The sequence below is a fragment of the Clostridium cavendishii DSM 21758 genome (assembly GCF_900141845.1).
In the GTDB taxonomy this organism is placed as follows: Bacteria; Bacillota; Clostridia; order Clostridiales; family Clostridiaceae; genus Clostridium_AG; species Clostridium_AG cavendishii.
Window position 1 is genome coordinate 162,434 of record NZ_FQZB01000004.1, and the last position, 26,490, is coordinate 188,923.

The 26,490-nt window shown below is 27.7% G+C and carries 25 protein-coding genes, 1 pseudogene, 1 riboswitch and 1 other annotated feature; of the genes and pseudogenes, 3 read left to right on the plus strand and 23 right to left on the minus strand.

What is annotated here, in order from left to right; translation table 11 throughout:
- Nucleotides 1-139: 139 nt before the first annotated feature.
- Both BUB01_RS02775 and BUB01_RS02780 read left to right on the plus strand, forming a co-directional pair.
- Nucleotides 140-871, plus strand: a complete 732-nt coding sequence (locus BUB01_RS02775) for a polysaccharide deacetylase family protein (RefSeq protein WP_072985079.1) — start codon at nt 140-142, stop codon at nt 869-871.
- Between the two features lie 100 nt (nt 872-971).
- Nucleotides 972-1,478: an amidase domain-containing protein gene (locus BUB01_RS02780; protein ID WP_072985081.1), complete on the plus strand. Its 507-nt coding sequence runs from the start codon at nt 972-974 to the stop codon at nt 1,476-1,478.
- 108 nt (nt 1,479-1,586) lie between these two features.
- On the opposite strand, the gene BUB01_RS02785 is transcribed toward BUB01_RS02780, so the two are convergent.
- Both BUB01_RS02785 and BUB01_RS02790 read right to left on the minus strand, forming a co-directional pair.
- Nucleotides 1,587-2,588 carry an N-acetylmuramoyl-L-alanine amidase gene (locus tag BUB01_RS02785; RefSeq protein WP_072985083.1) on the minus strand — a complete coding sequence of 334 codons (1,002 nt, stop codon included), beginning with the start codon at nt 2,586-2,588 and terminating at the stop codon, nt 1,587-1,589.
- 133 nt (nt 2,589-2,721) lie between these two features.
- Nucleotides 2,722-3,870: a DUF2334 domain-containing protein gene (locus BUB01_RS02790; protein WP_084108212.1), complete on the minus strand. Its 1,149-nt coding sequence runs from the start codon at nt 3,868-3,870 to the stop codon at nt 2,722-2,724.
- 220 nt (nt 3,871-4,090) lie between these two features.
- Between BUB01_RS02790 and BUB01_RS02795 the strand changes: the two genes are divergently transcribed.
- Entirely contained in the window at nt 4,091-4,393 is a 303-nt protein-coding gene (locus BUB01_RS02795; RefSeq protein ID WP_072985087.1) for a hypothetical protein, read from the plus strand.
- Nucleotides 4,394-4,468: 75 nt separating this feature from the next.
- Here the strand turns inward: BUB01_RS02795 and BUB01_RS02800 are convergent, their stop codons facing one another.
- The 21 genes and pseudogenes from BUB01_RS02800 to pduB form a co-directional block, all read right to left on the minus strand.
- Nucleotides 4,469-4,978 carry a tryptophan transporter gene (locus BUB01_RS02800; RefSeq protein WP_072985090.1) on the minus strand — a complete coding sequence of 170 codons (510 nt, stop codon included), beginning with the start codon at nt 4,976-4,978 and terminating at the stop codon, nt 4,469-4,471.
- Nucleotides 4,979-5,109: 131 nt separating this feature from the next.
- Nucleotides 5,110-5,358: a binding site (T-box leader), on the minus strand.
- A gap of 120 nt (nt 5,359-5,478) precedes the next feature.
- Complete coding sequence (locus BUB01_RS02805) at nt 5,479-7,365, minus strand: sensor domain-containing protein (RefSeq protein ID WP_084108226.1); 1,887 nt, start codon at nt 7,363-7,365, stop codon at nt 5,479-5,481.
- A 245-nt stretch (nt 7,366-7,610) separates the two neighbouring features.
- A complete protein-coding gene (locus BUB01_RS02810; RefSeq protein ID WP_072985092.1) occupies nt 7,611-8,564 on the minus strand; it encodes a carbohydrate kinase family protein in 954 nt (317 codons plus the stop codon).
- Nucleotides 8,565-8,603: 39 nt separating this feature from the next.
- Nucleotides 8,604-8,801: a DUF4250 domain-containing protein gene (locus BUB01_RS02815; protein ID WP_072985094.1), complete on the minus strand. Its 198-nt coding sequence runs from the start codon at nt 8,799-8,801 to the stop codon at nt 8,604-8,606.
- 376 nt (nt 8,802-9,177) lie between these two features.
- The gene (locus tag BUB01_RS02820) at nt 9,178-11,040 is read right to left on the minus strand and encodes an ABC transporter ATP-binding protein (RefSeq protein ID WP_072985096.1); all 1,863 of its coding nucleotides are present in this window, start codon (nt 11,038-11,040) and stop codon (nt 9,178-9,180) included.
- On the minus strand, nt 11,037-13,262 hold the full coding sequence (locus tag BUB01_RS02825; protein ID WP_072985098.1) for an ABC transporter ATP-binding protein: 2,226 nt from the start codon (nt 13,260-13,262) through the stop codon (nt 11,037-11,039). Before BUB01_RS02825 ends, BUB01_RS02820 begins: the two co-directional genes overlap by 4 nt.
- Nucleotides 13,263-13,307: 45 nt before the next feature.
- Nucleotides 13,308-13,760: a MarR family winged helix-turn-helix transcriptional regulator gene (locus tag BUB01_RS02830; RefSeq protein ID WP_072985101.1), complete on the minus strand. Its 453-nt coding sequence runs from the start codon at nt 13,758-13,760 to the stop codon at nt 13,308-13,310.
- A 490-nt stretch (nt 13,761-14,250) separates the two neighbouring features.
- Nucleotides 14,251-14,772: a nitroreductase family protein gene (locus BUB01_RS02835; RefSeq protein ID WP_072985103.1), complete on the minus strand. Its 522-nt coding sequence runs from the start codon at nt 14,770-14,772 to the stop codon at nt 14,251-14,253.
- Nucleotides 14,773-14,986: 214 nt separating this feature from the next.
- Nucleotides 14,987-16,447, minus strand: a complete 1,461-nt coding sequence (locus BUB01_RS02840; protein ID WP_072985105.1) for an amino acid permease — start codon at nt 16,445-16,447, stop codon at nt 14,987-14,989.
- Between the two features lie 223 nt (nt 16,448-16,670).
- Nucleotides 16,671-16,847, minus strand: a riboswitch (Lysine riboswitch).
- 135 nt (nt 16,848-16,982) lie between these two features.
- Nucleotides 16,983-17,834, minus strand: coding sequence for a DegV family protein (locus BUB01_RS02845; protein WP_072985107.1), 852 nt, complete (start codon nt 17,832-17,834; stop codon nt 16,983-16,985).
- Nucleotides 17,835-18,108: 274 nt separating this feature from the next.
- Entirely contained in the window at nt 18,109-19,113 is a 1,005-nt protein-coding gene (locus tag BUB01_RS02850) for a LacI family DNA-binding transcriptional regulator (RefSeq protein WP_072985109.1), read from the minus strand.
- A 593-nt stretch (nt 19,114-19,706) separates the two neighbouring features.
- Complete coding sequence (locus tag BUB01_RS02855) at nt 19,707-20,192, minus strand: GAF domain-containing protein (RefSeq protein ID WP_072985111.1); 486 nt, start codon at nt 20,190-20,192, stop codon at nt 19,707-19,709.
- Nucleotides 20,193-20,260: 68 nt separating this feature from the next.
- Nucleotides 20,261-21,019: a hypothetical protein gene (locus tag BUB01_RS02860; RefSeq protein ID WP_072985113.1), complete on the minus strand. Its 759-nt coding sequence runs from the start codon at nt 21,017-21,019 to the stop codon at nt 20,261-20,263.
- 3 nt (nt 21,020-21,022) lie between these two features.
- Nucleotides 21,023-21,712: an ABC transporter ATP-binding protein gene (locus tag BUB01_RS02865; protein WP_072985116.1), complete on the minus strand. Its 690-nt coding sequence runs from the start codon at nt 21,710-21,712 to the stop codon at nt 21,023-21,025.
- A gap of 20 nt (nt 21,713-21,732) precedes the next feature.
- Entirely contained in the window at nt 21,733-22,101 is a 369-nt protein-coding gene (locus BUB01_RS02870) for a GntR family transcriptional regulator (protein WP_200802829.1), read from the minus strand.
- A 164-nt stretch (nt 22,102-22,265) separates the two neighbouring features.
- Nucleotides 22,266-22,736, minus strand: coding sequence for a hypothetical protein (locus tag BUB01_RS02875; protein ID WP_207649971.1), 471 nt, complete (start codon nt 22,734-22,736; stop codon nt 22,266-22,268).
- 237 nt (nt 22,737-22,973) lie between these two features.
- Nucleotides 22,974-23,633, minus strand: a complete 660-nt coding sequence (locus BUB01_RS02880) for a hypothetical protein (RefSeq protein ID WP_072985123.1) — start codon at nt 23,631-23,633, stop codon at nt 22,974-22,976.
- Between the two features lie 150 nt (nt 23,634-23,783).
- Nucleotides 23,784-24,353 (minus strand): metallophosphoesterase family protein, encoded by a 570-nt coding sequence (locus BUB01_RS02885; protein ID WP_072985125.1) that lies wholly within the window; start codon nt 24,351-24,353, stop codon nt 23,784-23,786.
- Nucleotides 24,354-24,681: 328 nt separating this feature from the next.
- Nucleotides 24,682-25,017, minus strand: a complete 336-nt coding sequence (locus tag BUB01_RS22670) for a GNAT family N-acetyltransferase (RefSeq protein ID WP_084108229.1) — start codon at nt 25,015-25,017, stop codon at nt 24,682-24,684.
- Complete coding sequence (locus BUB01_RS22675; RefSeq protein WP_084108232.1) at nt 24,977-25,246, minus strand: GNAT family N-acetyltransferase; 270 nt, start codon at nt 25,244-25,246, stop codon at nt 24,977-24,979. The genes BUB01_RS22670 and BUB01_RS22675 overlap by 41 nt, the downstream gene beginning before the upstream one ends.
- A 366-nt stretch (nt 25,247-25,612) precedes the next feature.
- Nucleotides 25,613-26,320 (minus strand): annotated as a pseudogene (pduB, locus tag BUB01_RS02895) (propanediol utilization microcompartment protein PduB); the annotation flags it as partial.
- Nucleotides 26,321-26,490: the final 170 nt, after the last annotated feature.

Genomic DNA, 26,490 nt, shown 5'->3' on the forward strand with positions numbered 1-26,490 from the left:
AAACCTTTCATAAGTTTTATACGTTAAATTATACACTACTTTTTAGATATTATCATATATTTATTTACTGTAAAAACCACTAATAATAAACTTATTTTTGCTAATAATAAATTAGTACAAAGAATTGGAGGGATAGATTATGAAGATCAAAAAATTTTTAGTTTATTTTTTAGTGCTTGCTATATCTATAATATATATTCCAAACACAAAAACTTTTGCTACTGAAGACAGTACCGAAGATAGTAAATGTGTTGAAAAAATAGTTTACATAACCTTTGATGACGGACCAGGAGGAAAAGTGACTTCTCAGATATTAGATACATTAAAAGAATATGATGCTAAAGCTACTTTTTTTGTAATAGGTAATATGGTAAAAGGTCAAGAAGAACTTCTAAAACGAATGTTTAAAGAAGGTCATTCAATAGGCTTACATACCTTTACACATGAACAAAATAAAATTTATAGAAACTCTGAAAGTTTTATTGATGAAATGTTACAAGCTCAAAATGCAATAGAAAGTGCTACAGGTTGTAAGCCTAATATTCTAAGATTTCCATTTGGTTGTAACAACAACACTTATAAGCTTACAAGCACTATGGTAGATAAACTGCATGAAAAAAATCTTAAAATTTATGATTGGAATGTTGATAGTACTGACGGTATGAATCCTAGACTTGATCCAGGCAGGATAGCACAAAGAGCTAAAAGTAAAAAAGATATGGCAATAGTTTTAATGCATTGTGGCTATGTAAATAAAAATACAGCTAAGGCTCTTCCTGATATATTAAAATATTATAAAGATAATGGATACAAATTTAAAGTAATTGATGAATCTACACCAGAACTTTATAGAGTTCGTAAAAAAAAGTAATTTAAAAAGCCACTCCTAAATAAATATTATTATAATATTTATTTAGGAGGGCTTTATTCTTTTTAATTTTATTTTCATAAAATTTTAGGTGGTGTATTAAGTGAAATATAATAATAATTTAGCTGTAGCTTACGCAAAAAAATATGCACTTACTCCAAATAAAGAGTACCATTTTATAAATCCTAAAAAAGATGATATTGGTGATGATTGTGCAAATTTTATATCTCAATGCCTTTATGCTGGTGGTTGTCCTCTTCTATATTCTCCATATCCATGGTTTTATAAAAAACTAAATCATCATCCATTTTATAGTGCATCTTTAAACTGGACTGTTGCTCATTCACTTTATTGGTTCTTAAAAAGCAATGGTGAAATTAATGGCTATGGTGTAAAAGCAAAAGAAATAAAAGATATTTCTAAACTGGTTTTAGGTGATTTAATATTCTTTGCTGACTTAAACAATCATGTCTTCCATTCTTCTATAATAACTAAATTTACAGATGAAGGAATACCATTAATATCTCAACATAGTTATAATAAATTAGATACCCCTATAAGAGAAGAATACTATAAACTCAATATTCATTATTTAAAAATATTTTTATAATTTTCTTACGCTGTAATTCAATTATAAAAATTGAGAATTAATAGTTAAGAAGTATAAGTTATATAATATATAACTTTCTAATCCTTACTTTTAATTCTCAATTATTTTTTAGTATTTAACTTGTGATTTTCTAACCCAGGCTGATTTAGTGTTATTTCCTTTATTAGTAGAATAAACTATATTAACCCAATCTCCTGATTCCTGAAGTGTTGTTACTAATTCTCCTGCATATATACTTCCTATAACTGAACCATTAGGAGAGTCATATCCATCGGCATCCACATTCATTTTCCCATTATTTTCATTTAGATAACCAATCCATTCACCATTGGTTACATAAGCTCTTCTAACTCCCCAAGGAGTTGGATAAATTATATAGTCTAATTGTTTAGTATACCCTACATCCAAAACTTCTATCTTATCCCCTATATCAACTCTATGACCTTCTTCTATATTTCCATTTGCATCCCTTGTGTATAGCCAATCATATCTAACTATAGCATTAGGTGAATAATTATTATCAACATTTCCAGAATTATCTCCAGAACCACTTGAGTCTCCTCCACCTGTTGCACCTGATGAATTTCCTGTAATAGCTTTTATTATTGCATTTGCAAAATCGTTAACATTATATCTATTCATATCCTCAGATGAATCTAAAAATGAACATTCGACTAAAACACAAGACATATTTGTATATTTAGGAACATAAAGATTTCCAACTTTTACACCTCTATTATAATAGCCAAGATTTGAAATTTCATCACATATTTGACTTGCAAATTTTTCAGCTCTTCCACCATAATCACTTATCCAACATTCTACACCTTTTCCTCCGCCTACATTAAAGTGAATACATAAATGTAAACTTGAATCACTATTATTTGCTTGTCTAACCCTATATGATAAAGACTCTCCTACAGTATTAAAACTCTCTCCCCATGGAGTACAATCAACTACTCCATAACCTAAATCCTTTAGTTTAGCTTCTATAGCCTTCCAAACATCTCTTGTACAATTATCTTCTACTCTTATCCCAACTGCACCACTATCTGGATAACAATTATGCCCTGCATCACCACTTATAGTAGAACCATTCGCTACATACATACCTAAGTTCTCCTCCTTTATAATGTTTCTTCAACATATATATATACATATTATGCAGTTCTTTCATATGGTGTGTTCTATTATTGTGATAAGGTAATAATAATCATTGTAACTTTATTATTATATTAATACTTTAATCACCTGCTTCTAATTTATTAATCTTTGTAAAATAACCATCTTCGTTAAATATTTCATTTATTATCTGTTTTAGATATGAATTTTCATTGTACTCTATTTCTATTAAATTATCTGAATTAATAATTTTTATAAATTTATTTTCTTTAAAAGTATGATAAAAAAAGCTTTTTAAAATCGAATCATCATTATCTCTTATTTTATCAAGCATATCATCAATGTTTTCATCTTCTAAGTAACCTAAAGGTGTTGGTATATAAAGAGTTTTATTATTTCTTGGACTTAAGGTAACCTTATCTCCCCATATACCTACATAAGGTTCATATATATAATCAAAATATTCTTCATATACACTTTGCTGAAAATTTGTACTTGCATAATGTGGTGATTCAAAAAATCCTATTGGTATATCCATTTCCTTAGCTGTATTAACAGCGGCTTCAATCCTAGGCAGAATATCCTCCCTTTCTGTATTTATCTCTTCACTAAATTCAGTTCCATCTCCAGACATTTCATCTTTGCTTTGATGTGTATATCCGTGTAATCCTATAGTAGCACCTCTAGAAACTGCATAATCTAATGAATAAATAAAATGTGCTAATTTTGTATTATCTTCTTTTAAAAAATCTCTATCTATTCCTTTACTAGGATCTATAAACCTACATATCCATGCTATCGAAAATGGAATATTGTTATCATATAGATAATCAAAAACTGCCATTGCCTTAAATATAGCTTCTTCTGTATCATATTCATCTCCTACTGTATAATCTTCAAGCCTAACTAATGCTTTTTCCTTTCCTTTGCTAGTATGTTTATAAGTATTCTTCTTTTTTAAATCCTTTAATTGTATTATATTTTGTTCATAATTCCAAATAGTTATCAATTCTAAAGCGTCTACAATATCAAAAAGGGAAATATATATTTTCTCATTTTTAGGTTCCCATCGCATATAATCTAAATCTAAAACTATGATTTGCTGTTTTTTTAAATTTATATATATTTTTCTTCCAAATATATCACATTTACCATTTATAAGCTTTATAAATTCATTAATTTCTACAAAAAACCTATTTTTCTTTAGATATATTGAATTTCCCGGAAGTTTATTCTTTTTATAAATTAAACTTAAGTCTCCCCTTTTCACTATTAAATCTCCAAACAAATTATTTCTTTAAATATTATATGATTTTCTTATTCAGTGGTTACTTTTTGAATATTCTAACTATTCAATGTATAATATATACAGATTTTCAACTCTATTTTGTAATAGTTCACAAAATACGCTTTTAAGGTTATAAAGCAATTCTACTTTTTTAAATATTATGGTATATTGAACTTAATAAATTTATTATAGGGGGTATACTATGTTAGTTAAATGTATAAACAATAACCTTTGTTCATCAATCACTTTAGGAAAAGAATATTTAGTAATTGAAGAAGGCGATAAATATTTTGTTGTTGTTGATGATGTTCAAAATGAAATAACAACTAAAAAAGAAAGATTTGTAGTAATAGAAGATAATGATTTGACTAAAAAGGCTAAAGCTACAATTAATGAATTAAATTATCAGCTAGAAAATGATTTTACTGATATAAAAGACTTTAAAATAAGAAAAAATTCTAAAGGCGAAATTAAAGAAATCATAGTAAAATTTAAGTATGAATAAAATTAATTCTTAGTTAGTTATATTGTTAATGAATAAGGGAACTTTTTAAAGTTCCCTTATTCATATTATTTTGACTTATGCTTTTATATTACTTCGTTTAAGTGCTAAGGTTACCGATTTATATAAAACTAAACCAGCTATTAGATTTATAAGTGCCGCTGGTAATACTATTCCTATAAATAATACCTTGAAAGGCGCTGGTAATCCTGCTAGAATCGCTAGTGCTTCTAAAAATACTGTACCACTTATTATTGTACCTAATAGTAATACTATCCCCATCTTTAAATTATTATTAAGCTTATTTCTTAAAGGTATTAATATAAAATAAATAATATTCGCTGTTATTAGTTTGTCTATAACATTAGGTAGTTGCCCACCTGGAGTCTTTGTTGTAAGAGCTGTAAATACTCCTGTTATTACAGCAGCTATTAATGTTGTCTTGTAATCTTTATTCATTATTATAATTATAAATAACATAGCTAAAGCAAAATCAGGTTGCATTCCTCCAAAACTTGGTGTTATTTGATGTAGTAATGCCCCTATAGCTAAAAGTATAGCATTTAATATCATTTTCTTTGTATTCATATATAATCTCTCCCTTTAAATTAATAAATTTTACCATTTTATTTCTTATAAAAGAACTTATATTTCATGGCATTACTATCACCCCCTTAAGTTTATAATTTTTCACCAAATAAAAAAACTCCGTCCTAAACTAATAGGACGGAGATATTATCCGTGGTGCCACCTAATTTGCATATATAAAATATGCCTCTTAATTCTTTCAGGTACTAACATACCCTATTCCTTATAACGTAGGACTTACGATAACCACTACTCTCCCTTTGGATTTCGATTTACTCCTAGAAGGTCCATTCATTATTAATTAAAACTACTTGGATCACACCATCCCAAGCTCTCTTAAAGCTAACTTCATAATTACTATTCCTCATCACTGGATTTCTTTATTAATTTACTTTATTATACATTCATTTTATCTTTTTGTCAATAATTCATTTTATTTTTTAAATAATATCAAATAAAAAGTGAATTGTTTAACACAATAACAATTCACTTTATATGTACTAACCTTCTATATATCCTTTTTCCATAAGGTTTAATATTATATCGAAATTTTGAGGTTTACTATAATAATACCCTTGTACAAAATCACATAGCATATCTTTCAAATAATCTACTTGTTCTCTTATTTCTACTCCTTCAGCTACAACTTGTATCCCAAGCTTATGCGAAAGTTGTATTATATTTTCAACTATACATTTACCTTTAGCATTATCACCTATCTCAGTAACAAAGCTTCTATCTATCTTTAAAACATCTATAGGTAATTTAGTCAAATAATTAAGTGAAGAATACCCTGTTCCAAAATCATCTAAAGCTACACTCATACCTAATTCTTTAACTTTAAGCAATGTTTTTATATTTTCATCAAATGACTTCATAAGTATACTTTCTGTAATTTCTACCTCAATAAAACTAGGGTCTACTTCATATTTATCTAACAAAATTCTAAAATCTTCTACTATATTACCATCTCTTAATTGTATCTCAGAAAGATTTAACGCTATTTTAAAATCAGAATATCCAATTTCAATTAATTCTTTACATTTTTTTAATACTTCCTCTATAACAAATCTACCTATAGGAACTATTAATCTTGTATTTTCGGCCACTGGAATAAATTCTGATGGACTTACAAACCCAAGTTCCTTACTATTCCATCTAATTAAGGCTTCAAATCCACTTATTTTCCCGTCTTCTAACACTACCTTAGGTTGAAACTGAACATAAAGTTCATCATCCTCTAAAGCGTCTCTTAATCCCTTTTCTAAACTGTAATTTCTAGCAAGCTCCTCTGAAATTTCATCATTAAAAAACTGATATCTACTTTTTCCATTTCCTTTCGCCTTATACATAGCTGCATCAGCTTGTTTTAAAAGCATATCATAATTATCTGCATCTGTAGGAAAAAGTGTTACACCTATACTTGCTGAACTATAAATTGATTTTTCTTTTATCTTAATAGGTCTATTAAATATATTTATAAGGTTTTTCGCTACAGCATGAATCTCCGATATATCATCAAAATCCTTTATAAATATTACAAACTCATCTCCACCAAATCTACAAAGCATATCTTTATCTTTATTTATCATTTTTTCAAAACTTGTTGCTATCTTCTTTAGAAGTTCATCACCGTAATCATGCCCATAAGAATCATTTACATATTTAAAATTGTCAATATCTATAAATATTAATGCTGCTTTTTTCCCCTTATTTTTCTTTATAAATTTTTTTGCATGTTTTTTAAAATAATTTCTATTATATAAACCAGTAATTCCATCGAAATAACTCATATATAATATTTTATCTTCATTCATTTTTTTTTCTGTTATATCATATAAACTTCCTGATATACTAGTAACCTTACCAAACTCATCTCTTCTAGCATTAACTTTAAGCCTAATCCATTTTATTTCACCTTTATTAGTAGTTATTCTGTGATTATCTTCAAATAAGGTTCCTTCTTTATCATTACAAAATTTATAAAAATATTTTTCTAATTTAACTCTATCATCTTCTATTACATATTTAAACCAATCTTCACAACAAGTCATATTTAAATTGTCGTTTTCATCTATATCAAGTAATTCTCTAACATTATAACTTATATCAAAATTGCCATTGGCTTTATCACAATATACTAGAGTATCTCCTATACCATCAATAGTTTGTATGAATTTATTATTTTGTTCTAACAACTTATCATTTGAATTTTTTAACATTTTCTTTTCATTGTATAACTTTAAAATATATAAACACATCACAATCAAGATAAGAATACTTTCTATTATAATATAACGACTATCGCCTTTTGTTTCCCATAAAACTCCTGTAAGAACTATAATTATAAAAATTAATGCCATTACTTTTTTACTCTCATTATTCAAAATAGTCCCTCCACATAAATCCTTTAGTAAATCAATTTTAATATCAATCTATCTTAACCCTATTTTTCGGAGTTCTTTTTCTTTTTCTTATCTTCAATTAATGATACAACTAATGCTGTAGATGCTAATACTAATAATGCCAATTTTCCTTTTTTCACCTTCATAAAATTCACTCCTTTCCATAATTTAATTATAGTAAAAAATTTAATATATTAAAATGATACTTCAATAAATTAACATAAATTTTATAATATCTTTTTAGATATCCACTCAAAATTGCCCATACTCTCTTCTACAAACTTTAAACTCATACTAGGATGTATAGTTTCTTCATGCGAAATAGTTATGTTAGACATAGTTATAGCAAATTTAACTGTATCTTCAATACTAAGTTCATTCATATATCCATATCCAAGACCTGCAACAAAAGAATCTCCTGCACCTGTAACATTTTTCACTGTTACATTTTTAGCTTTAGTCTTACCACATTCTTTTCCATCGTAGTAAAATATTCCATCCTCATCTAAAGATATAAATACCTTTTTAACTCCTAATCCTATAAAATATTCACAAGCCTTTTTTAAATCATCATCATCTTGTATTGGGAAACCTGCAAGTATCTCCGCTTCATGTCTATTAGGCTTTATTGTATGAAAATATTTTATTAAATGTTTAACCCAACTAGCCTTTTCTGCAGAAACAGGATCTAAAACAAAATTTGTTTTGTGTCTAAAATTAGTAAGTAAATACTCCATAATAACAGGATTATCTGCATCTAAAAAAGTATATTCTGCATTTTCTATAAGCTCTTTCTTAGAATCTACAAATTCTGTAGTCATAGCATCTATACTACTCATATCAGCTATAGCCGAAACCATTTCACCTCTTTCGTCTAATATAGCTAAATATGTAGGTGTTGATTTTCCTTTTATTATCATAGAATTAGTCATATCATAACCAATTTCAGCTCCATGCTCTAACATATTCTTCCCGGTTTCATCATCTCCTAATATAGATATAAATTGTGTATTTACGCCTACTCTTGCCATATTTTCAGCAATATTTCTACAAACTCCTCCAAATGACATTTTAACCTTTCCTGGTGTAGAGTTATATGGTCTATAGTTTGCACTACTAAATCCAAAAATATCTACAACTGATGCTCCGAAAACTAATAAATATGGCTCTTTTACGTTCATGTCCAAAATTCCTCCTAAAAATGCTAGCCTTTTTTATTGCTATTTTTTTATAAATTGATTATTACTTTTTTGATATATGTATTTATCTTCATTTAACCTATTGATTAAAGTTCCTTCACTTATATCCATATCATAACATAAAGCTTCAATAGAAGGATAATTATCCCTAAGCTTCATATTAACAATGCTTAATAATATATTTATATCCATAGTCCCAATATTTTCATTGTTTAACATAATTACCTCCCAACTATAAGTAAAAATCCAAATTTTAATTTTACTATTTGAACTTACTCCTATGAATAATAGTGAATAGGAGTTTCATTTATTAATATAATTATTATATAAAAATATATAAAATACAAGACTATTTAAACTTTTAATAGCCAAAAATGAATCTGAACATAGTTCTATATATTATTATTTCTCTAAATTTAATTATTACTAACAAAAAACACTATTAAATTTCTATTAATTCAATAGCATTTTTAATGTATAATAAGCTATACATTAGAATATATAACTAATATTTTATCCTATATTAATTATACCCTATAAAGTAAAAATGAAAACTTCTACTTTATAGGGCCTCTATATTTAAAATTAAATTTAATTAAATAGCTTCCTCAATATCAAATTGGCTATTGTAAAGATTAGCATATACACCTTCTTTAGCTAGAAGCTCAGTATGAGTGCCTTGTTCAACAATATCTCCATTAGCCATAACAAGTATTAAATCTGCATCACGTATTGTTGATAAACGATGAGCTATTATGAAACTTGTTCTATCTTTCATTAGATTATTCATAGCCTTTTGAATTTGTACTTCAGTACGAGTATCAACAGAACTTGTAGCTTCATCTAGAATAAGTATCTTAGGATCAGCAAGTATAGCTCTTGCTATAGTTAATAATTGTTTTTGACCTTGTGATACATTAGAAGCTTCTTCATTTAATACCATGTCATATCCATCTGGTAGAGTATGAACAAAACTGTCAACATGTGCAGCCTTTGCAGCTGTTATAACTTCTTCTTTAGTTGCATCAAGACGTCCATATTGAATATTTTCCATGATTGTGCCATTATATAACCAAGTATCTTGTAAAACCATACCAAACATTGAACGTAAATCATTACGAGTAAAATCTTTTATATTGTGACCATCTATAAGGATTTCTCCACTATTTACATCGTAAAAACGCATTAATAGTTTTATCATAGTAGTTTTACCAGCACCAGTAGGTCCTACAATAGCAACCTTTTGCCCTGGTTTTATTGAAGCTGAAAAATCATTTATTATAATTTTATCTTCATTATATCCAAAATGTACATCTTTAAATTCAACACTTCCAGAAATATTATCAGTTGCCTCTGGATTAGTTGTTTCAGGAACTTCTTCATTTTCTTCTAAAAATTCAAAAACACGTTCAGCAGAAGCTGCTGTTTGTTGAAGTATATTTGAAATATTTGCAATTTGAGTTAAAGGCTGATTAAACTGACGCACGTATTGAATAAACGCCTGAATATCACCAACTTGTATAGTTCCTTTTGCTGCAAGCCATCCTCCAAAAATACATACTGCTACATAACCTAAGTTTCCTACAAAACCCATTAGAGGCATCATTATGCTAGTTAAAAATTGTGATTTCCATGCTACAGTGAAAAGTTTATCATTCATCTTATTAAACTTTTTAACACTCTCTTTTTCACCATTAAAAGCTTTCATTACAACATGGCCACTATACATTTCTTCAACATGACCATTTAAATTTCCAAGATAATCTTGTTGTTGCTTAAAAAACTTTTGAGAATTCTTAACTATGACCCCTATAAGTATCATTGATAACGGAATTACACAAAGTGCTACAAGGGTTAATTGCCAGTTAATACTAAGCATCATGCCAAGTATTCCGACTACAGTTACAACTGAAGTAATAATCTGACTTAAACTTTGATTAAGAGTTTGGCTAAGTGTATCAACATCATTAGTAACACGAGATAACACTTCACCATGGTTTGTTCCATCAAAATATTTAAGTGGCATACGATTAATTTTTTCAGAAATACTTTTTCTAAAGTTATAACTTACCTTCATAGAAACACTAGACATTATCCATCCTTGAATATAACTAAATACTGAACTTATCACGTATAAAGCTATAAGTAGTAATACTATGTTTTTTATATAATCAAAATCAATATCACCAGTATTCGAAATTTTACCCATTATTCCTTCAAAAAGCTTTGTTGTTGCTTTTCCCATTATTTTAGGACCAGCAATAGAGAAAATAGTGCTTGCTATTGCAAATACAAATACTATAAACATTGAATATTTATATACACTTAAATAAGAAATAAGCTTTTTCATTGTTCCTTTAAAGTCACGTGCTTTTTCTCCACCTTGCATCATAGGACCACCGGGTCCACCCATTTTCCCTTGTCTTTTAGGTCCTTTCATATTCTCTTTTGAACTCATGATAATTCCTCCTTTGACAACTGAGATAGAGCAATTTCTTGATAAGTTTTACAGTTTTCCATAAGTTCATCGTGTGTACCAATACCAACTATCTTTCCTTCATCAAGAACTACTATTTGTTCAGCATTCATAATAGTAGAAATACGTTGAGCAACTATTAAAAATGTGCTAGAAGAAACTGTTTCTTTAAGAGCTTTTCTTAAAGCTGAATCTGTTTTAAAATCAAGAGCTGAAAAACTATCATCAAATATATATATAGGAGCTTTCTTTACAAGAGCACGCGCAATAGATAATCTTTGCTTTTGTCCTCCCGAAACATTACTTCCTCCTTGGGAAATATCACTTTCAAAACCTTCTGGTTTTTCGTCTATAAATTGCATTGCTTGAGCTATCTTAGCTGCATTCTTTATATCTTCAGCACTTGCATTTTTATCACCATATTTTATATTAGATTCAATGGTTCCTTGGAATAGTGAACCCTTTTGAGGAACATAACCTATTTGTTCGCGTAAATCATGTTGTGTTACAGTTTTAATATCTACTCCATCTATTAGTATTTCTCCAGAAGTTATATCATAAAATCTTGGAATTAAATTTACTAAAGTAGACTTACCACAGCCTGTAGAACCTATAAATGCTGTAGTTTGACCAGATAATGCTTTAAAACTTATATTATCAAGTGCATTTCCTTCAGCACCAGGATATTTAAAGCAAACATCTTTAAACTCTATGCCTCCTTTAACTGGCTTTGTAAAAGTTTGTGGATTAACAGGATCTAAAATAGTAATTTCAGTATCTAAAACTTCTGAAATTCTTTGTCCCGAAACAGAAGCTCTTGGAATCATTATAAACATGAATGACATCATAAGAAATGCAAAAATAATTTGCATAGCATATTGCATAAATGCCATCATATCACCAACTTGCATACTTGAATCAGCTATTTTATGAGCACCAACCCATATAATAAGAATAGTTGCACCATTCATTACAAGCATCATAACTGGGAATAATACTATCATGATACGATTCACAAATAAATTTGTATTAGTAAGATCTTTATTTACTTCATCAAATCTGTTTTCCTCAAACTTTTGAGTATTAAATGCTCTTATTACCATCATTCCTGATAGATTTTCTCTAGTAACTAGGTTAAGTTTATCAACAAGTTTTTGAATAACTTTAAATTTAGGAATAGCAATTGAAAATACTGTTACAATTAATCCTAAAAGAATAACAACAGCTAACGCAATAATCCATGACATAGATGGGCTTTTATGAATAGCTTTTATCACTCCACCTATACCTAAAATTGGAGCATATATTATCATTCTTATAGCCATTACAACAAGTGTTTGTATTTGCGTAATATCATTAGTAGTTCTTGTTAATAATGAAGCTGTAGAGAATTTATCAAATTCATTATTTGAAAAGCTTTCTACTTTAGTAAAAACATATTTACGTAAATTGCTAGCTAATCCTGCTGCTGTTCTTGAAGCTAAAAGTCCAACTATTACGGTACAAACTGCACCAAATAGTGAAATACCCAACATTATTAAGCCAGTATGGATAATATAATCTCTTTCTATTTTAGATGTATCCATACCTAAAGCTGAATATTCTGCTTTAACAGACTTAGATGCAGCTTGAGTAATCATAGTATCGCCTAAAGATACAAACTTTTTATTCATATCATCTGTAATTTTTGAGCGTTCAGCTTCTGGAAGTTTAGAAAAAATCATAAATAAATCGGTCTTTTCTGGAACCTTTCTACCATTTAGATCTATCATTCCATCTTTAGCTTGAGATTTTAAATTTTCCACACCAGAAACAGCTAAAAATGCCTTTCCTAAAGGTATATTTATTTTATCAATTTCTGATTTACTAATATCATTTAGTACAAAAATATTTTCCTTTTCTAATGCTGGATAATCTTTAACATATTTTGAATACTCAGAACTTTCCTTTGTAATTAACGTATAATCACTTAATATCTCTTTTTTTTCATCAGGATTCATGAAAATCGAAAGTTTATTCATTTCACCTTCTCTTACTGCCTTTGGAACTGAGTTTTCAACTCCTCCTTGTTGAATTCCTACGTTTACAATATTAGACATGTAATCTGGTAATGATAGATCACACATTGCTTGAATAAATAGTAGTATTATTGCAAGAAATATTAATGAAACAAATGGTTTAAGATGTTTTAGTAGTTTGCTCAATTTAACAATCAACTCCTTAGTCTAATATTTTTAATGTATGTAAAGTTAAAACTTTATATCTTCATCTACTACTTCTAAAAGATTGTCTTTCATTTGCATAAATAGACGCCTAATTATTATAAGTTCTTCTTGAGTAAAGTTTTTAAAACATATTTCTTGTGCTTCTTTAGTTATTTCCTTTACTTTTTCACAAGTTTCTCTTCCTTTATCAGTAATAAACACCCTAGAAACCCTCTGATCATCTTTGTCTGGCTTTCTAGTTACAAGCTCTGCTTTTTCCATTCTTGAAAGCATAACTGTAATTGTAGCTGGTTTTACTTTTATTTTGTCGGCTAACTCTTTTTGACTTTGTCCATCTTTAAAATAAAGTGAAAAAAGCACAGGTGGTTGCCCAGGATAAATACCTATCTTATCTAGCATACCGTGCATTGTTCTATAATGTAATTTGATTACGCGATAAAAAACACTGTACAACGAATCATCATTAAAACACTTCATAAACTACCTCCAAAATTAATTAGTCTACTAACTAAAATTTATTATACTAGCGACAAATTAATTAGTCAACTAAGTAATTTATTTATTAAAATTTTGTTCACAATGATAATGTTTGCATAAAAAAACTTCTTTATACTATGTATTATCTGATTTTTTTTACATATTCACCCTTTTTAATATTCACCCTTAAATCAATTTTTTACTTTACTAGGCTAATTAATGTTGATTAGGTATTCTATCAACATTTTCACTTTAAAAAATGTAAAATGCTTATAGCTATATTCAATCTACCACCTTACAACACAAATTAAAATAAGCTATTGGTAACTTAAACTTCTGCCTGTCTAGTTGACAATTAACAGTTTGTTTTTTAATTTACCAATAGCTTTATGTTTTTAAGTAATTTAATAATATAACTTGAAATTAAACTTATAAACTAATTCATAATCAAAGTTATTTAAATACAAATTTCTTTAATAATCTTTATATCCTATTTAAAATATTTAACTACTCCAGTTATTTTATTTTCTTTATTATTTTCAGTAGCTTTATATCCTAATGCCGCAATTCCCCAAACAATATGATTTTGTGGAATTTCAAGGCTGTTTAGAATACATCTTACTTCCTCATTATCACAAATTGTTTTAAGTTGGTTTATCCAACAAGAACCTATATTCAATGAATTTGCCATTAAAAACATGTTTTCTAAAGCACAAGAAGAATCAGCAAGTCCATTAGTATTATCTATATCATTAGATACCATAACAAGTGTAGGTGCTCCATAAAAATTATAACTTTCATTTTTATTCAATAATTTTCTTATAACTTTAGCAAGTTCTTCTATAGTTTCTGGATTTTGAACTACAGTAAACTGCCATGTTTGCCTATTCATACCACTAGGCGCATGAAGTCCAGCTTTTACTATAACTTCAACTTCTTCATCTTTTAATTGCTCATTTTTAAAAGCTCTGGTACTTCTTCTTGTTAATATATTTTCAAGTACTTGATTCATTTTTATCGCTCCTTTATAAAAAATTATTTTCATAGTAATTATACCACTAAATTTATTAATAAACTTTTATTTTTTATTTAATTAATAGTAGTTTTATACATAAAAATAATAAATCATATTTATGCAAATACTAGCTTATTACTTTCAAAAATATATCTTAAATAAAATAGAAACAATCCACCTAAGTGTTTTGTTTCTATTTCCAAAAATCATATTATCCTACTTTATCTTCTTTATTATTTAAAGCAGATTGTCCTGTTGTTAAATCAACTTCCATTAAAGGTATTAGCTTAGTTTTATGTCTAACTTTATAGGAAACCCATGGTATAAAGAATATTGGTAGTCCTATATATGCTGCTGTTAATCCATTCCAATCGACTTGTCCGTTATTTATATAAGCAAATCCTTGACCTAAGATTACAACTATACATAAAAGCAAAGCTATTATTGGTCCTATTGGAAATAATCTAGCCTTATATACTAAATTATTTAAATGGTGCCCTTGTGCTTTATATGCTCTACGAAATCTATAATGACAAATTGCTATCCCTACCCAGGCTATAAACCCAGCTAAACCTGATGCTGCTACAAGCCATACATATACTGTATCTTGAGCAAATATTCCAGTCAAAAAACAAGCTGATGCCACTATAGTGGTTAAAATTAATGAATTTACGGGAACACCTTTTTTATTTACCTTTGCAAATATTTTGGGTGCCATTCCATCTTTAGCCATAGCATATAACATTCTACTTGAAGCATACATACCTGAATTACCTGCTGAAAGTACTGAAGTTAATATAACTCCATTCATTATAGATGCAGCTGTAGCTATTCCTGCTTTTTCGAATATCATTGTAAATGCACTTTGTGAAACTCCTGCTTCTGAAAATGGAAGCACTGCTCCTATTACAAAAATTGTTCCTAAATAAAATATTATTATTCTCCAAAATATAGTATTTATAGCCTTTGGTATATTTTTTTCTGGATTTTCACTTTCTCCTGCTGCTATTCCTACAAGCTCTGTTCCTTGAAATGAAAAACCTGCAATTAAGAATATAGCAAATATTGATTTAAATCCACCTATAAACGGTCCTCCATTTGAAGTGAAATTTTTAAGTCCTATAGCTTCTCCACCCATTATCCCTAATATAGTTGCTACTCCTATTACTAAAAAAACAATAACTGTAAATATTTTTATACCAGCAAACCAATATTCAGACTCTCCATAAGCCTTTGCTGATAAAAGATTTAATCCTACTATTATCACAAGAAATAATATACTAAAATAAACTGGCTTAACATTTGGAAACCAATGTCCCATTATAATAGAACCGGCTACCATTTCTGCTGCTATTGTTATAGCCCAGTTGTACCAATAATTCCAACCTAACGCAAAACCTAATGCTGGATCTACAAATTTTGTTGCATATGCTCCAAAGGAACCTGATATAGGCATATATGTAGCCATTTCTCCAAGACTTGTCATTAAGAAATATACCATAACCCCTATTACAGCATAAGCTACCATAGCTCCGCCTGGTCCAGCTTGGTGAATTGTATCCCCCATAGCTAAAAATATTCCTGTTCCTATAGCCCCTCCCATAGCAATCATATTTAAGTGTCTAGCTTTTAAACCCCTTTTTAATTCTCCTGAATTTTCATTCGTACTCATTTTTTGTTCCTCCTTATGGGCTATTATTAAATTATTTGTATTGAATATAATTTTTATTCTAAAGATAAGTTGTCCCTAAATTTAGAACATCCCATAAAGCATTAACCAAGATAAAAAAACATTAAAAGTATATCTAATCTTATATTTTTCATACAAAAAAATAATACCCCAAGCATTACACTCAGGGTATTAAAATGTATAATAATACATATCAAATACTTACTTGAATGATAGCTCTCCACAAACTTTAAATTGTGACAGTTTTGCTTATATTCTAATCAAAACCAGCAAGTAGCTTTAAAGCGTTAGCTTACTCACTTCGGCAAATTTTCCTTTCTCATAGTGTCATTGTGCTTACCTCAACTATGATACTCTTAATCTTTGCACCTCTACCTTAGTTATTAACTTTATAATGTATATTATTCACTAAAATCTATAATAAGTCAATATTTTTTTATTATTTATGCACATTAAATTCTGCATAAATTGAAAATAAACTAAAAATTCTACTTAGAATTTTTAGTTTATTTATAATCTATGGATTAGTGTAATATGCTATACCAATACTCTTTGGTCCTACATGAACACCTACTACTGGTCCTATATCACACACTTGTACTTTAATATTAGTCTTTTCTTCTATTCTTTTTGCTAATTCTAAACCTTCTTCTAATGTATTTATATGATGTACTACTACATCACCTAAACCTTTCTCTTCAACATCAGACATAAACTTTTCAATCATTCTATCTATAGCCTTTTTCTTTGTTCTAACCTTATCAAATATTGTAGTTTTACCATCTACTACAGTTAGTACAGGCTTTATTTGTAATATGTTTCCTAGAAGTGCAGCTGCACCACCTATTCTTCCGCCTTTCTTTAAGTAGGTTAAAGAATCTGGAATGAATAAAAATCTACAATTATCAATCACCCTTTTAGCTGCTGCCATAACTTCAGAGAATGTCTTATTAAGTTCAACAGCTTTTATAGCTTCTAAAACTGCAAATCCCATAGGCATAGCTGTATTTTTACTGTCTATAACTTCAATAATTGCATTATGATAATTTTCAAGTATCATATTCTTCACCAAATTTACACTTGAAAATGTTCCACTTAATTCTGAAGACATAAATATTCCAAGGATTGAATGACCAGCTTTAACAAATTCCTCAAACATATTATAAAGTTCATCTATACTAGGTTGAGAAGATGTAGGTATAGTATCTTCTTCCTCCATTTTTTCATAAAACCTTACATTATCTATTTCAGTTTCTTTAAAACTTTCTGTCTTAAAAATAACGCTTAACGGTATTATAGAAATATCATGTTTTTCAAGTAAATTTTTAGGTATATAGGATGTACTATCACAAATTATTTTTATTCCCATATAGGTCCCCCTTAACTAAAGATAATTATTGTTCACATCATTATACACCTATAAAAATCTTTTTACAATTACTTAATGTTAATGTTTTAAAAACTGCAAGCTTTCAACTTTTAATATTTATTATCCTAAATAAGCAAATTACTTATCAACAACTATAACTTGCCACTCTAATTCTTAAATATTATCTATAATATATCCGTTGTAGCTTATTGAAATCTTATGAATTAAAATTATTAAGAATAATTTTAAATAATCAAAATTAAAATTTAGATATTCACTTAATTGTGGACATTCTTTCTACTAAATTTGTTTCTATAATATAATGTTTCTTTTTCATATTTTCATCCTTTAACTTACCTATTAAAAGCTTAGCTGCATAATATCCTAATTTTTCAGCATTAATATCAATTGATGTTAATGGTGGAACTTGATATTCTGCAAGAGGGGTGTTATTAAACCCTAATACCTTTATATCATCAGTATTATTATCTTGAAGTGCTTTTAAGACTCCAAATGCAAGCAAATCATCTGTAGCTAAAACAGCATCTGGTTTTTTATATTCTAATATTTTATTAATCGCTTCATAACCATATTTTTCTTTAAAATCTTCCATTTGTACAATCATATTATCATCAATTGTCATACCATTTATTGTATGAGCTTGTATATATCCATTTAACCTATCCTTAGATACATTCCATTCCCCTGTTCCACCAATAAACGCAAGATTATTATATCCTCTAGCAAAAAGATAATTAGTTGCATTATATGCAGCTTGAAAGTTATCGTTATCAACCCAAAGAACTCCTTCTGTTTCATCCGGTCTTCCAACAACAGTAAATGGGAACTCCTTTTCTTTTAAAAGTTTAATACATTTATCCTTACTTCTTGCAATAAGTAGAATGACACCATCTACTATGTTACTTGATATAAATCTGTTTATAAGCTCAACTTCTTCCTCTTCTGTTTTAGTAAATGAATACATTATGTAATAACCTTTTTTTTGGGCATATACATTTATTCCCGTCATAGCTTGAACAAAAAATGGATTTTTAAAAAGATCCTCTGCTTCTCTAGGCAAAACTATACCTATAGTACTTGTAAAGCTTTTCGCTAGACTTCTTGCTATTGCATTTGGATGATAATCAAGTCTCTTTATTACTTCTAAAACTCTTTCCTTAGTTTCATCACTTATTTTAGGATTATTTGCTATAACCCTTGATACCGTGGAAGGAGATACTCCTGCTTCCTTGGCTACTTCTCTTATTGTAACTGACATTAAAATCACATCCTAACTTAAAAACTAAATCTAATTCTCTCTTAAGTTTATGAAACAAAAATAAAAGATTAATAATAAATTTATTAATCTATTATTTCTAGTAATATACCCTATAAGTTTACCTTGTAATTATAACATTTTTATAAGGTAATAATAATACAGTTTGTTAAATATTTAAGCTCCTTTTTTTAATATTTATAAGATGTTTCTTTTACATAGAATATTAATTGGTTTATAAAATTATATTTTGCAATCGTTTGCACTTTAATAAAAGTATATCAATATAGCTCTGTCATGTCAAACATTTTATCAAAGTTTCAACATACTTTAACAATTTTTTCACAAGGAAATCCCTATACTTACTTACTTTACTATCGTTGTAACATTTATATAAATTAATTATATAATATTATTATGAGTGTAGTTCTTAAATACACTCTGTTATCTTACTACACCTTAGCGGCGGAAATCACACCTCTTCTTGTGATTTTGCTGAAAAAGTCGTTGATAAAATCAACGACTTTTTTCATATTAATCATAATAAAAAAATTAATATACCAGTATGCTGTCTTATTTTCTTTCATATGTCTTATTTATAAATTTTCTTCAATAACCTTAACTACTTGTATTAAATATTTCTCTTCAAGCTCTGTAAATCTACCTATAGATGGACTATCTATATCAAGTACACCAAAAACATTTGAATTTTTATCTATTATAGGTAATACTATCTCAGAATTAGAAGCCCCATCACAAGCTATATGTCCTTCAAATTCATGAACATTAAAAACCCTATGAACTTTCTTTTCTTTAAAAGCTGTACCACATACCCCTCTTCCACTTGGTATTCTTATACAAGCTGGTAAGCCTTGAAATGGTCCAAGTACTAAAGTATCTTCCTTATTTAAATAAAAACCTGCCCAATTACAATCATCAATGTAAAACTTGATTATAGCAGATGCATTTGAAAGATTAGCTATTAGGTCTTTTTCATTTTCAAATTGATCTTTTATTGCATAAACCATATACTTATAATTTTGCTCTCTATTTTCTATATCTACTTTATTTAATTCATTCATCCTCATACACTCTCTTTCTTTTATCTTTAAATTTGTATATTCTAAAACTTTTTTCTATTATACTATATTTATCTAACATCAATAAACCTATAACTTTTAAGAATACCTTTAAAACAATACAAGCCTAGTCCAATATATATTAATAAACTAGTAAAATTAATCTGTATAAATTTATTAGTAACTGTCACAAAAGGTCCTTGAAGCTTAGATATTGTACTTCTATTAATATCAGCTATATTAATTCCTAAATTAAAACTATCACCTAAATTTAATGTACCTGCTAAAATAATAAATAATAATGCACAAATCACTATAACTTTAGTAATATTATTAAAAACAGAATTTTTTACTCTTAATTTGAATTTTATATCTGTATAAACAACTATAATTAACAATGCTATATTAGAGATATTAGTACAAAACAAACTCCAAATAAGACTTATATTTAATGATATCATAGGTGCATCAAATTCATTATGCAAAAACCCCATCAAACATTTAATATTTTTTTCGCTTCCCCAAAACAATATAATTGCTATAAGTGTATATAAAGAACTTATTATTATAAAACTTATTATTTTTGATAATAAAATTTCATTTTTACTATACGGCAATAAGTAATTAATCGTATATCCACATGTATTTATTGCTTCTTTACTAATTTTTGATACAGAATAAAATAATATTATTATAAACCCCATTATGGTTAAATTAGCTCCTCCATTTTCTGTTGCATAATTTAACCATAAATTTAGTATTAATACTAAAATACATATAGCGCCCACTACACAGTAATTTTTCAAATCATATTTTATTAATTTCTTCATAGTTTAATACACCTCTTTAAAAAATTCTTCAATAGACATATTATTTCTATATCTAATGTCTTCCGCATCTTCTAGCATAAAAACTTCGCCATTCTTTATAAAACATACTTTATCAAATAATCTTTCTACATCTCTCACTAAATGAGTAGATACTATAACAGAACTTCCTTCATTAAAATTCTCCAAAATAACCTCTACCATTTCTTCTCTAGCTTTAGGATCTAAACCAACTAATGGTTCATCTAACAAATAAAGCTTTGCTTCTCTAGCTAAGGTTAACGCTAAATGAACTTTCTCATTATCACCTTTTGATAATCTATCAAGCTTTGTATACAAAGGAATATAAAATCTTGTAAGTATATTGATAGCTTTTTCTTCATTAAAATCTTCAAAGAAGTTTTTGAAATAGTTTATAGCTTCTGAAACCTTCATATTACTAGGTATGATAGGCTTATCTGGCAAGAATGAAACTATACCTTTTGTTTCCTTACCAACAGTTTTTCCATCAACAAGTATACTTCCACTATTTATCTCATAAAGTCCTGCAATAGATTTTAATATAGTAGTTTTTCCACTACCATTAGGACCTAAAAGCCCAAGTATACTCCCACTTTCTAAATCTATAGATATATCCTTCAAAACCTTCTTCTCTCTAAAGCTTTTATTTACATCTTTAATCTCTAATACATTCATTTTATTACTCCTCTCATCCCTTAATTAAAGTCATCCCATTTTTTATCAAAAAATGCCTTTACCTCTTCTTTAGTAAAACCTAAAGATTTCATACTTATCACAAAATCATTCATACTATCTAACGCAAGTTCATTTTTAAGACTAGATATAAGAGTCTCATCCTCTACTATAAAAGTCCCCATTCCTCTCTTAGAATAGGTTATTCCTTGCCTTTCAAGCTCTGCATAAACCTTTTGAATAGTGTTTGGATTAACCTTAAGTTCATTTGACAAATCCCTAACCGAAGGTAACTTTTCTCCTAAAGCTATTTCCTTTGAGATTATCCTCTGTTTTATATAATTTATTATCTGAATATATATTGGTAGCTTTTCATTAAATACCACACTCACAATATCACCTACTTCTATTTTCTTTTGATTAATTAATCAGTACACTTGCCAATCACAATTAATTATTAAAATTGATAGTTAAGAATTGAAAGTTGAACAGAAACTTATATAAAGCACTCAAACTCCCCGCTTTCATTTCTCCACTTTAAACTCTCACCTATTTTTTAGCTTACATCTAACCCGGTTGCAATCTTTCTAGTATTCTTTAATAATCTTAAGGTTAAAAATATCATTATGAATATAGAAACATAACTAAGTTTAACTCCATCAGAACTTATTATAAAGAAAGGATTTAAAGAACACAGATTATAATCAACATCTTTTAATTTACAAATAGTAATAGCTATTGGACTAAATAAAAAGTCTAAACAAGCACTCATAAACTTCATAACAATATACATAACCATTGCAATTATTACTTCACCAATTCCATTAAATGCTTTTCTATTTTCTAGGTTTAACTTTAAAAAGAAAAGCATAGTAAATATAAAAAAGATTAAATCTCCAATTAAAATCCAAACAAATAATATCTTTAAGGAATTTTCATCAATTTTATAACCGCTAGCATTTCCAATTATCTTCTCTAAAAATAAACTATTATTAATAAAACCTATAGCTATAGCTAATGTGTACATAGCAGTTATAATAATTAAGAAAAAAAGCATCAAAAGTGTTATCTCAAAAACTAATTCTTTTTTAAAATTTTAAAGTATTAACTTTTTTATAAAATTTCTCCTTATTAATACTAGTGTTCTATTTCAATAGTACACTAGTATTAATATTACTGTAAACAAAAAACATTCAACAAATTTAGACAAAAAAATACCAGTTCTATTTTTATCTAGAACTAGCACTTCTCTATTTATTAACTTCTATTTTAAATATTTATTAAGTATATCAAGCTTATTTTTTAACAAACTATTTTTTTCTGCAATTACCTTTTCTAAAGTCTTAGCTTTATCATTTATAGCCTTACTATCTTTTGAAGCCACAGCCTTTTTAAGTTCTTCATTAGCCTTTTTTTTACTTGCATTATTTGCTGTTAATTTTGTTTCAACATCCTTTAATGCAGCTTTAACTTCGTCATTTAACTTTTTATAATAAGCATTATTTTGAAGCTTTAAATCATTTATTTCCTTTTTACCTTCTGCTTTTGTAATTGCTTTTGATTTAACCTTAGCTCCAATAGCCTTTATCTTATCCTTTAATTCTTTATCTGTAGTTTCTTTATTATGTTTTTTCTCTCCTGTAGCCTTTGCTATTTCTTTATAAATAGCAGTTTCATTTTTCAGAGCATTATCTATTGCCTTTTTAGTTTCTGCATCAAGACCTTTTATATTATCATAATAAGTCCCTTGTTTCTTCTTAGTGTTCTTTTTATCTTTATTTACTTTTTTATTTGTAGTTTTTTTCTGAGTTACTGCTGTTTTTGTAGTTTTAGTATTTGTATTATCTGTAGCTGCATAAGCTACTGTTGGTACTGTTAAAGCCATTACTAAGGCTGTTGCTATTAAAAATTTTCCTTTTATCATTTTAAGCACTTCCTTTTTTTGTTAAGTTCATGCTTTAATTATAGACAATAATAATTTTATATATTCCTTGTAACTATATAAAATTACATTTTTCCCATTTAACATTAACCATCCACATAAATTTAAAATATTTTGTTTAGATTCTTAAATTTATATATTTAACTTTTTAAATATATAATCTACTCCACCTTCTTTAAAATCTATTATTAAAAAGCTCTCATTTCCATCATAGCTAAGGCCTAATGAACCAGGATTAATAATAATCCTATCTCCATAATAAGTTATAAAACATTGTAAATGAGTATGTCCAAAAAGAACAATATCAACATTTTTATCATAAGATTCTACAAATTCTTCTAAGGATTTCCCAGTAAATAATACTGGAATATCCATATTACTCTTTTCTGAAGAATGTACCATAAGTATTTTTTTATTACAAATTTCAATTATTCTATTTAAGGGTATTGAGTTTATAAATTTTACTGCTTCTATTCCTGCTTCTTCTAATATATAATCTCTATGCAATTCATCATGATTACCTAAAACACTTATAAATCTTTTATCATCCTTTATGATATTTAAAACCTCTATAGGATATAATCCACCTATAAAATCCCCTAAATTAAGTATAGTTTCTATTTTCTCTTCATCTATTACCTTTAAAAATCTATTTAACGCTACTAAATTTCCATGAATATCTGAAACTATTGCTATCTTCATCTTAACTCCCCTACCCACTAATTTAAAAATACATCATAAAATCAAAAATTTATGCTTATATTAAATACTCATTAAACCTTTACATTGTTATAAGCTTTATATCTTCTATAAAGTTTTCAAGTTAAATCTTAGTTTATGCATTAAACTTTTTCTTAATTTAACTTACTTTAAGAAGATGTATATATTATAGGTTCTATTCCAAGTTTAAGTATATTTCTCAACTAATTTATTTTAACTGATCATCTTAAGATAATTATACATTTCTATTCACCTCGGGTAAATATCTTCAAATGAATTATCTTTATTTATATAAAACGTAGACTCTTAGTCATTGTTTAAAGTTAGCACTATATTCATCCTTTGTTAGAGCATAATATAATTCACCATCATATCCGCTGTAGTGAATATCATCCATCTTAAGTATTTTTTCAAATTTCATCCCTATCTTTTCAATTATTTTTCTTAAAGCTATATTATCAGGTTTTACTACCGCAATAATCCGCTTTAGTCCCATCATGTCAAATCCATAATGAAGCATTGCTTTAGCAGCTTCAGTTGCTAATCCTTGGCCCCAATATTCACTGGCTAATCCATAAAATATCTCAACATCTTCTGGCTTACAATCAAGTGAACCTAATCCACACCAACCTATTACTCTTTTTATCTGCTACAGAGACACCAAACTTTATTATATTATCTGGTGTATTTTTTTCATAACAATATTCAACCATCCATTTTATCAAATCTTCTACCCATTGATACGACATAACGCCCTCAGGTATATATGCCATCACTTTTTCATCACTGTATATTTTGTACAAATAATCAATATCTTGTATACAATATGGCTTAATAATTAACCTTTCAGTCTCAATATAAATATCCTTAAACATAAAAATTTCCTTTCAATTTGAAGGGATAATCACTTCATCCCTTTCTATTATTAAACAATTTTTTCTATGATTATTTACATAATAGCATTAGAGTTTTTATTAAAACAACCTAATATTTAATTAATAAACAAAAATAAGCCACCTAAAACAAATTAGGTAGCACTCTTGCTATGCTTATATTATGAACTATTTTAGAAGTATAGTAATTCATTTTTCATCTTATTTTTTTCAAAAGATAAAAAATCTGCATTTATATGTAATATTCTTTCACCTTGTTCAACATTAATTTTACCTTCTCCCATTAACTTCTATGTTTTTAAAGATATAGATATTATTATACTTTTTAAAATCATCATAAACACTATATTAAATATAAGTTTTACCTGTAGTTGATATAGGATTTTCTCCCATTGATTTAGCAATAGATAATCCCACTTCTCTAGCAGCAATTACCGATTGTCTTACAGCATCTGAGTCTCCTGTTATAGTTATAATAACCTCATTTGAGTATGAGGTTCCTTGACTTGGACTTGAATAACTTATAAGTTCAATGTTTGCAGTTTTAAGTGCAGTATCTGCCATTACTACTCCAATGCCTGCTGGCGCCCCTACAATTATTCCAAAAGCTTTTCCTATAGGAGCATTAAACCCTTTATTTAAAGCAAGACTTGCCCTTGCAGTATAGTGAAATTCTACATGTCCTGCATCAAATCCATAAACCTCTCCAAAATTTTTTTCCGTATTATTGAGAGTAATTTCTACTGCTCTTCTTACATCAGATACATCCTCTGATGCAAGTATGATTAAACAACCATGTCCAGCTCCCCCTTTTGTATCTCTTGGAAGCTCAACACTTACTACTTTCGTATTAGTAGCTTTTACAGCTTCATCAGCAGCCATAACTTGAGAACCAGCTCCACTCCTATTGCTTATAATTCCTATTGCTCGATCGCAATTATCTAATCCCATTTTATCTCGCAAAACACTATCCACATTTGCTATAACAAGACCTATTGTATCTCCATATTTTACTGTTCCTACAAATTCAGATATTGGTGATAGTAAATTCATTGCATCTTTCTCCCTTTGCGATTAATTTTTTATCTGTTAATTTTACTAGGTTACTTCTTTATAGTCAAATTTTTATCGTTTCTTAAATTCTTCACTCTTATCACAGTTTTATTAAATTTCTTTAACTACAAAATTATGATTATAAAATAGGTTGTACTAACACAACCTATTTT

Excerpts from the sequence above, each read along its gene's own strand:
- BUB01_RS02775 (WP_072985079.1), top strand. The coding sequence starts at position 140 with ATGAAGATCAAAAAATTTTTAGTTTATTTTTTAGTGCTTGCTATATCT.
- BUB01_RS02785 (WP_072985083.1), bottom strand. The coding sequence starts at position 2,588 with ATGTATGTAGCGAATGGTTCTACTATAAGTGGTGATGCAGGGCATAAT.
- BUB01_RS02795 (WP_072985087.1), top strand. The coding sequence starts at position 4,091 with ATGTTAGTTAAATGTATAAACAATAACCTTTGTTCATCAATCACTTTA.
- BUB01_RS02800 (WP_072985090.1), bottom strand. The coding sequence starts at position 4,978 with ATGAATACAAAGAAAATGATATTAAATGCTATACTTTTAGCTATAGGG.
- BUB01_RS02810 (WP_072985092.1), bottom strand. The coding sequence starts at position 8,564 with ATGAACGTAAAAGAGCCATATTTATTAGTTTTCGGAGCATCAGTTGTA.
- BUB01_RS02815 (WP_072985094.1), bottom strand. The coding sequence starts at position 8,801 with ATGTTAAACAATGAAAATATTGGGACTATGGATATAAATATATTATTA.
- BUB01_RS02820 (WP_072985096.1), bottom strand. The coding sequence starts at position 11,040 with ATGAGTTCAAAAGAGAATATGAAAGGACCTAAAAGACAAGGGAAAATG.
- BUB01_RS02830 (WP_072985101.1), bottom strand. The coding sequence starts at position 13,760 with ATGAAGTGTTTTAATGATGATTCGTTGTACAGTGTTTTTTATCGCGTA.
- BUB01_RS02835 (WP_072985103.1), bottom strand. The coding sequence starts at position 14,772 with ATGAATCAAGTACTTGAAAATATATTAACAAGAAGAAGTACCAGAGCT.
- BUB01_RS02840 (WP_072985105.1), bottom strand. The coding sequence starts at position 16,447 with ATGAGTACGAATGAAAATTCAGGAGAATTAAAAAGGGGTTTAAAAGCT.
- BUB01_RS02845 (WP_072985107.1), bottom strand. The coding sequence starts at position 17,834 with ATGGGAATAAAAATAATTTGTGATAGTACATCCTATATACCTAAAAAT.
- BUB01_RS02850 (WP_072985109.1), bottom strand. The coding sequence starts at position 19,113 with ATGTCAGTTACAATAAGAGAAGTAGCCAAGGAAGCAGGAGTATCTCCT.
- BUB01_RS02855 (WP_072985111.1), bottom strand. The coding sequence starts at position 20,192 with ATGAATGAATTAAATAAAGTAGATATAGAAAATAGAGAGCAAAATTAT.
- BUB01_RS02860 (WP_072985113.1), bottom strand. The coding sequence starts at position 21,019 with ATGAAGAAATTAATAAAATATGATTTGAAAAATTACTGTGTAGTGGGC.
- BUB01_RS02865 (WP_072985116.1), bottom strand. The coding sequence starts at position 21,712 with ATGAATGTATTAGAGATTAAAGATGTAAATAAAAGCTTTAGAGAGAAG.
- BUB01_RS02875 (WP_207649971.1), bottom strand. The coding sequence starts at position 22,736 with ATGTACACATTAGCTATAGCTATAGGTTTTATTAATAATAGTTTATTT.
- BUB01_RS02880 (WP_072985123.1), bottom strand. The coding sequence starts at position 23,633 with ATGATAAAAGGAAAATTTTTAATAGCAACAGCCTTAGTAATGGCTTTA.
- BUB01_RS02885 (WP_072985125.1), bottom strand. The coding sequence starts at position 24,353 with ATGAAGATAGCAATAGTTTCAGATATTCATGGAAATTTAGTAGCGTTA.
- BUB01_RS22675 (WP_084108232.1), bottom strand. The coding sequence starts at position 25,246 with ATGTTTAAGGATATTTATATTGAGACTGAAAGGTTAATTATTAAGCCA.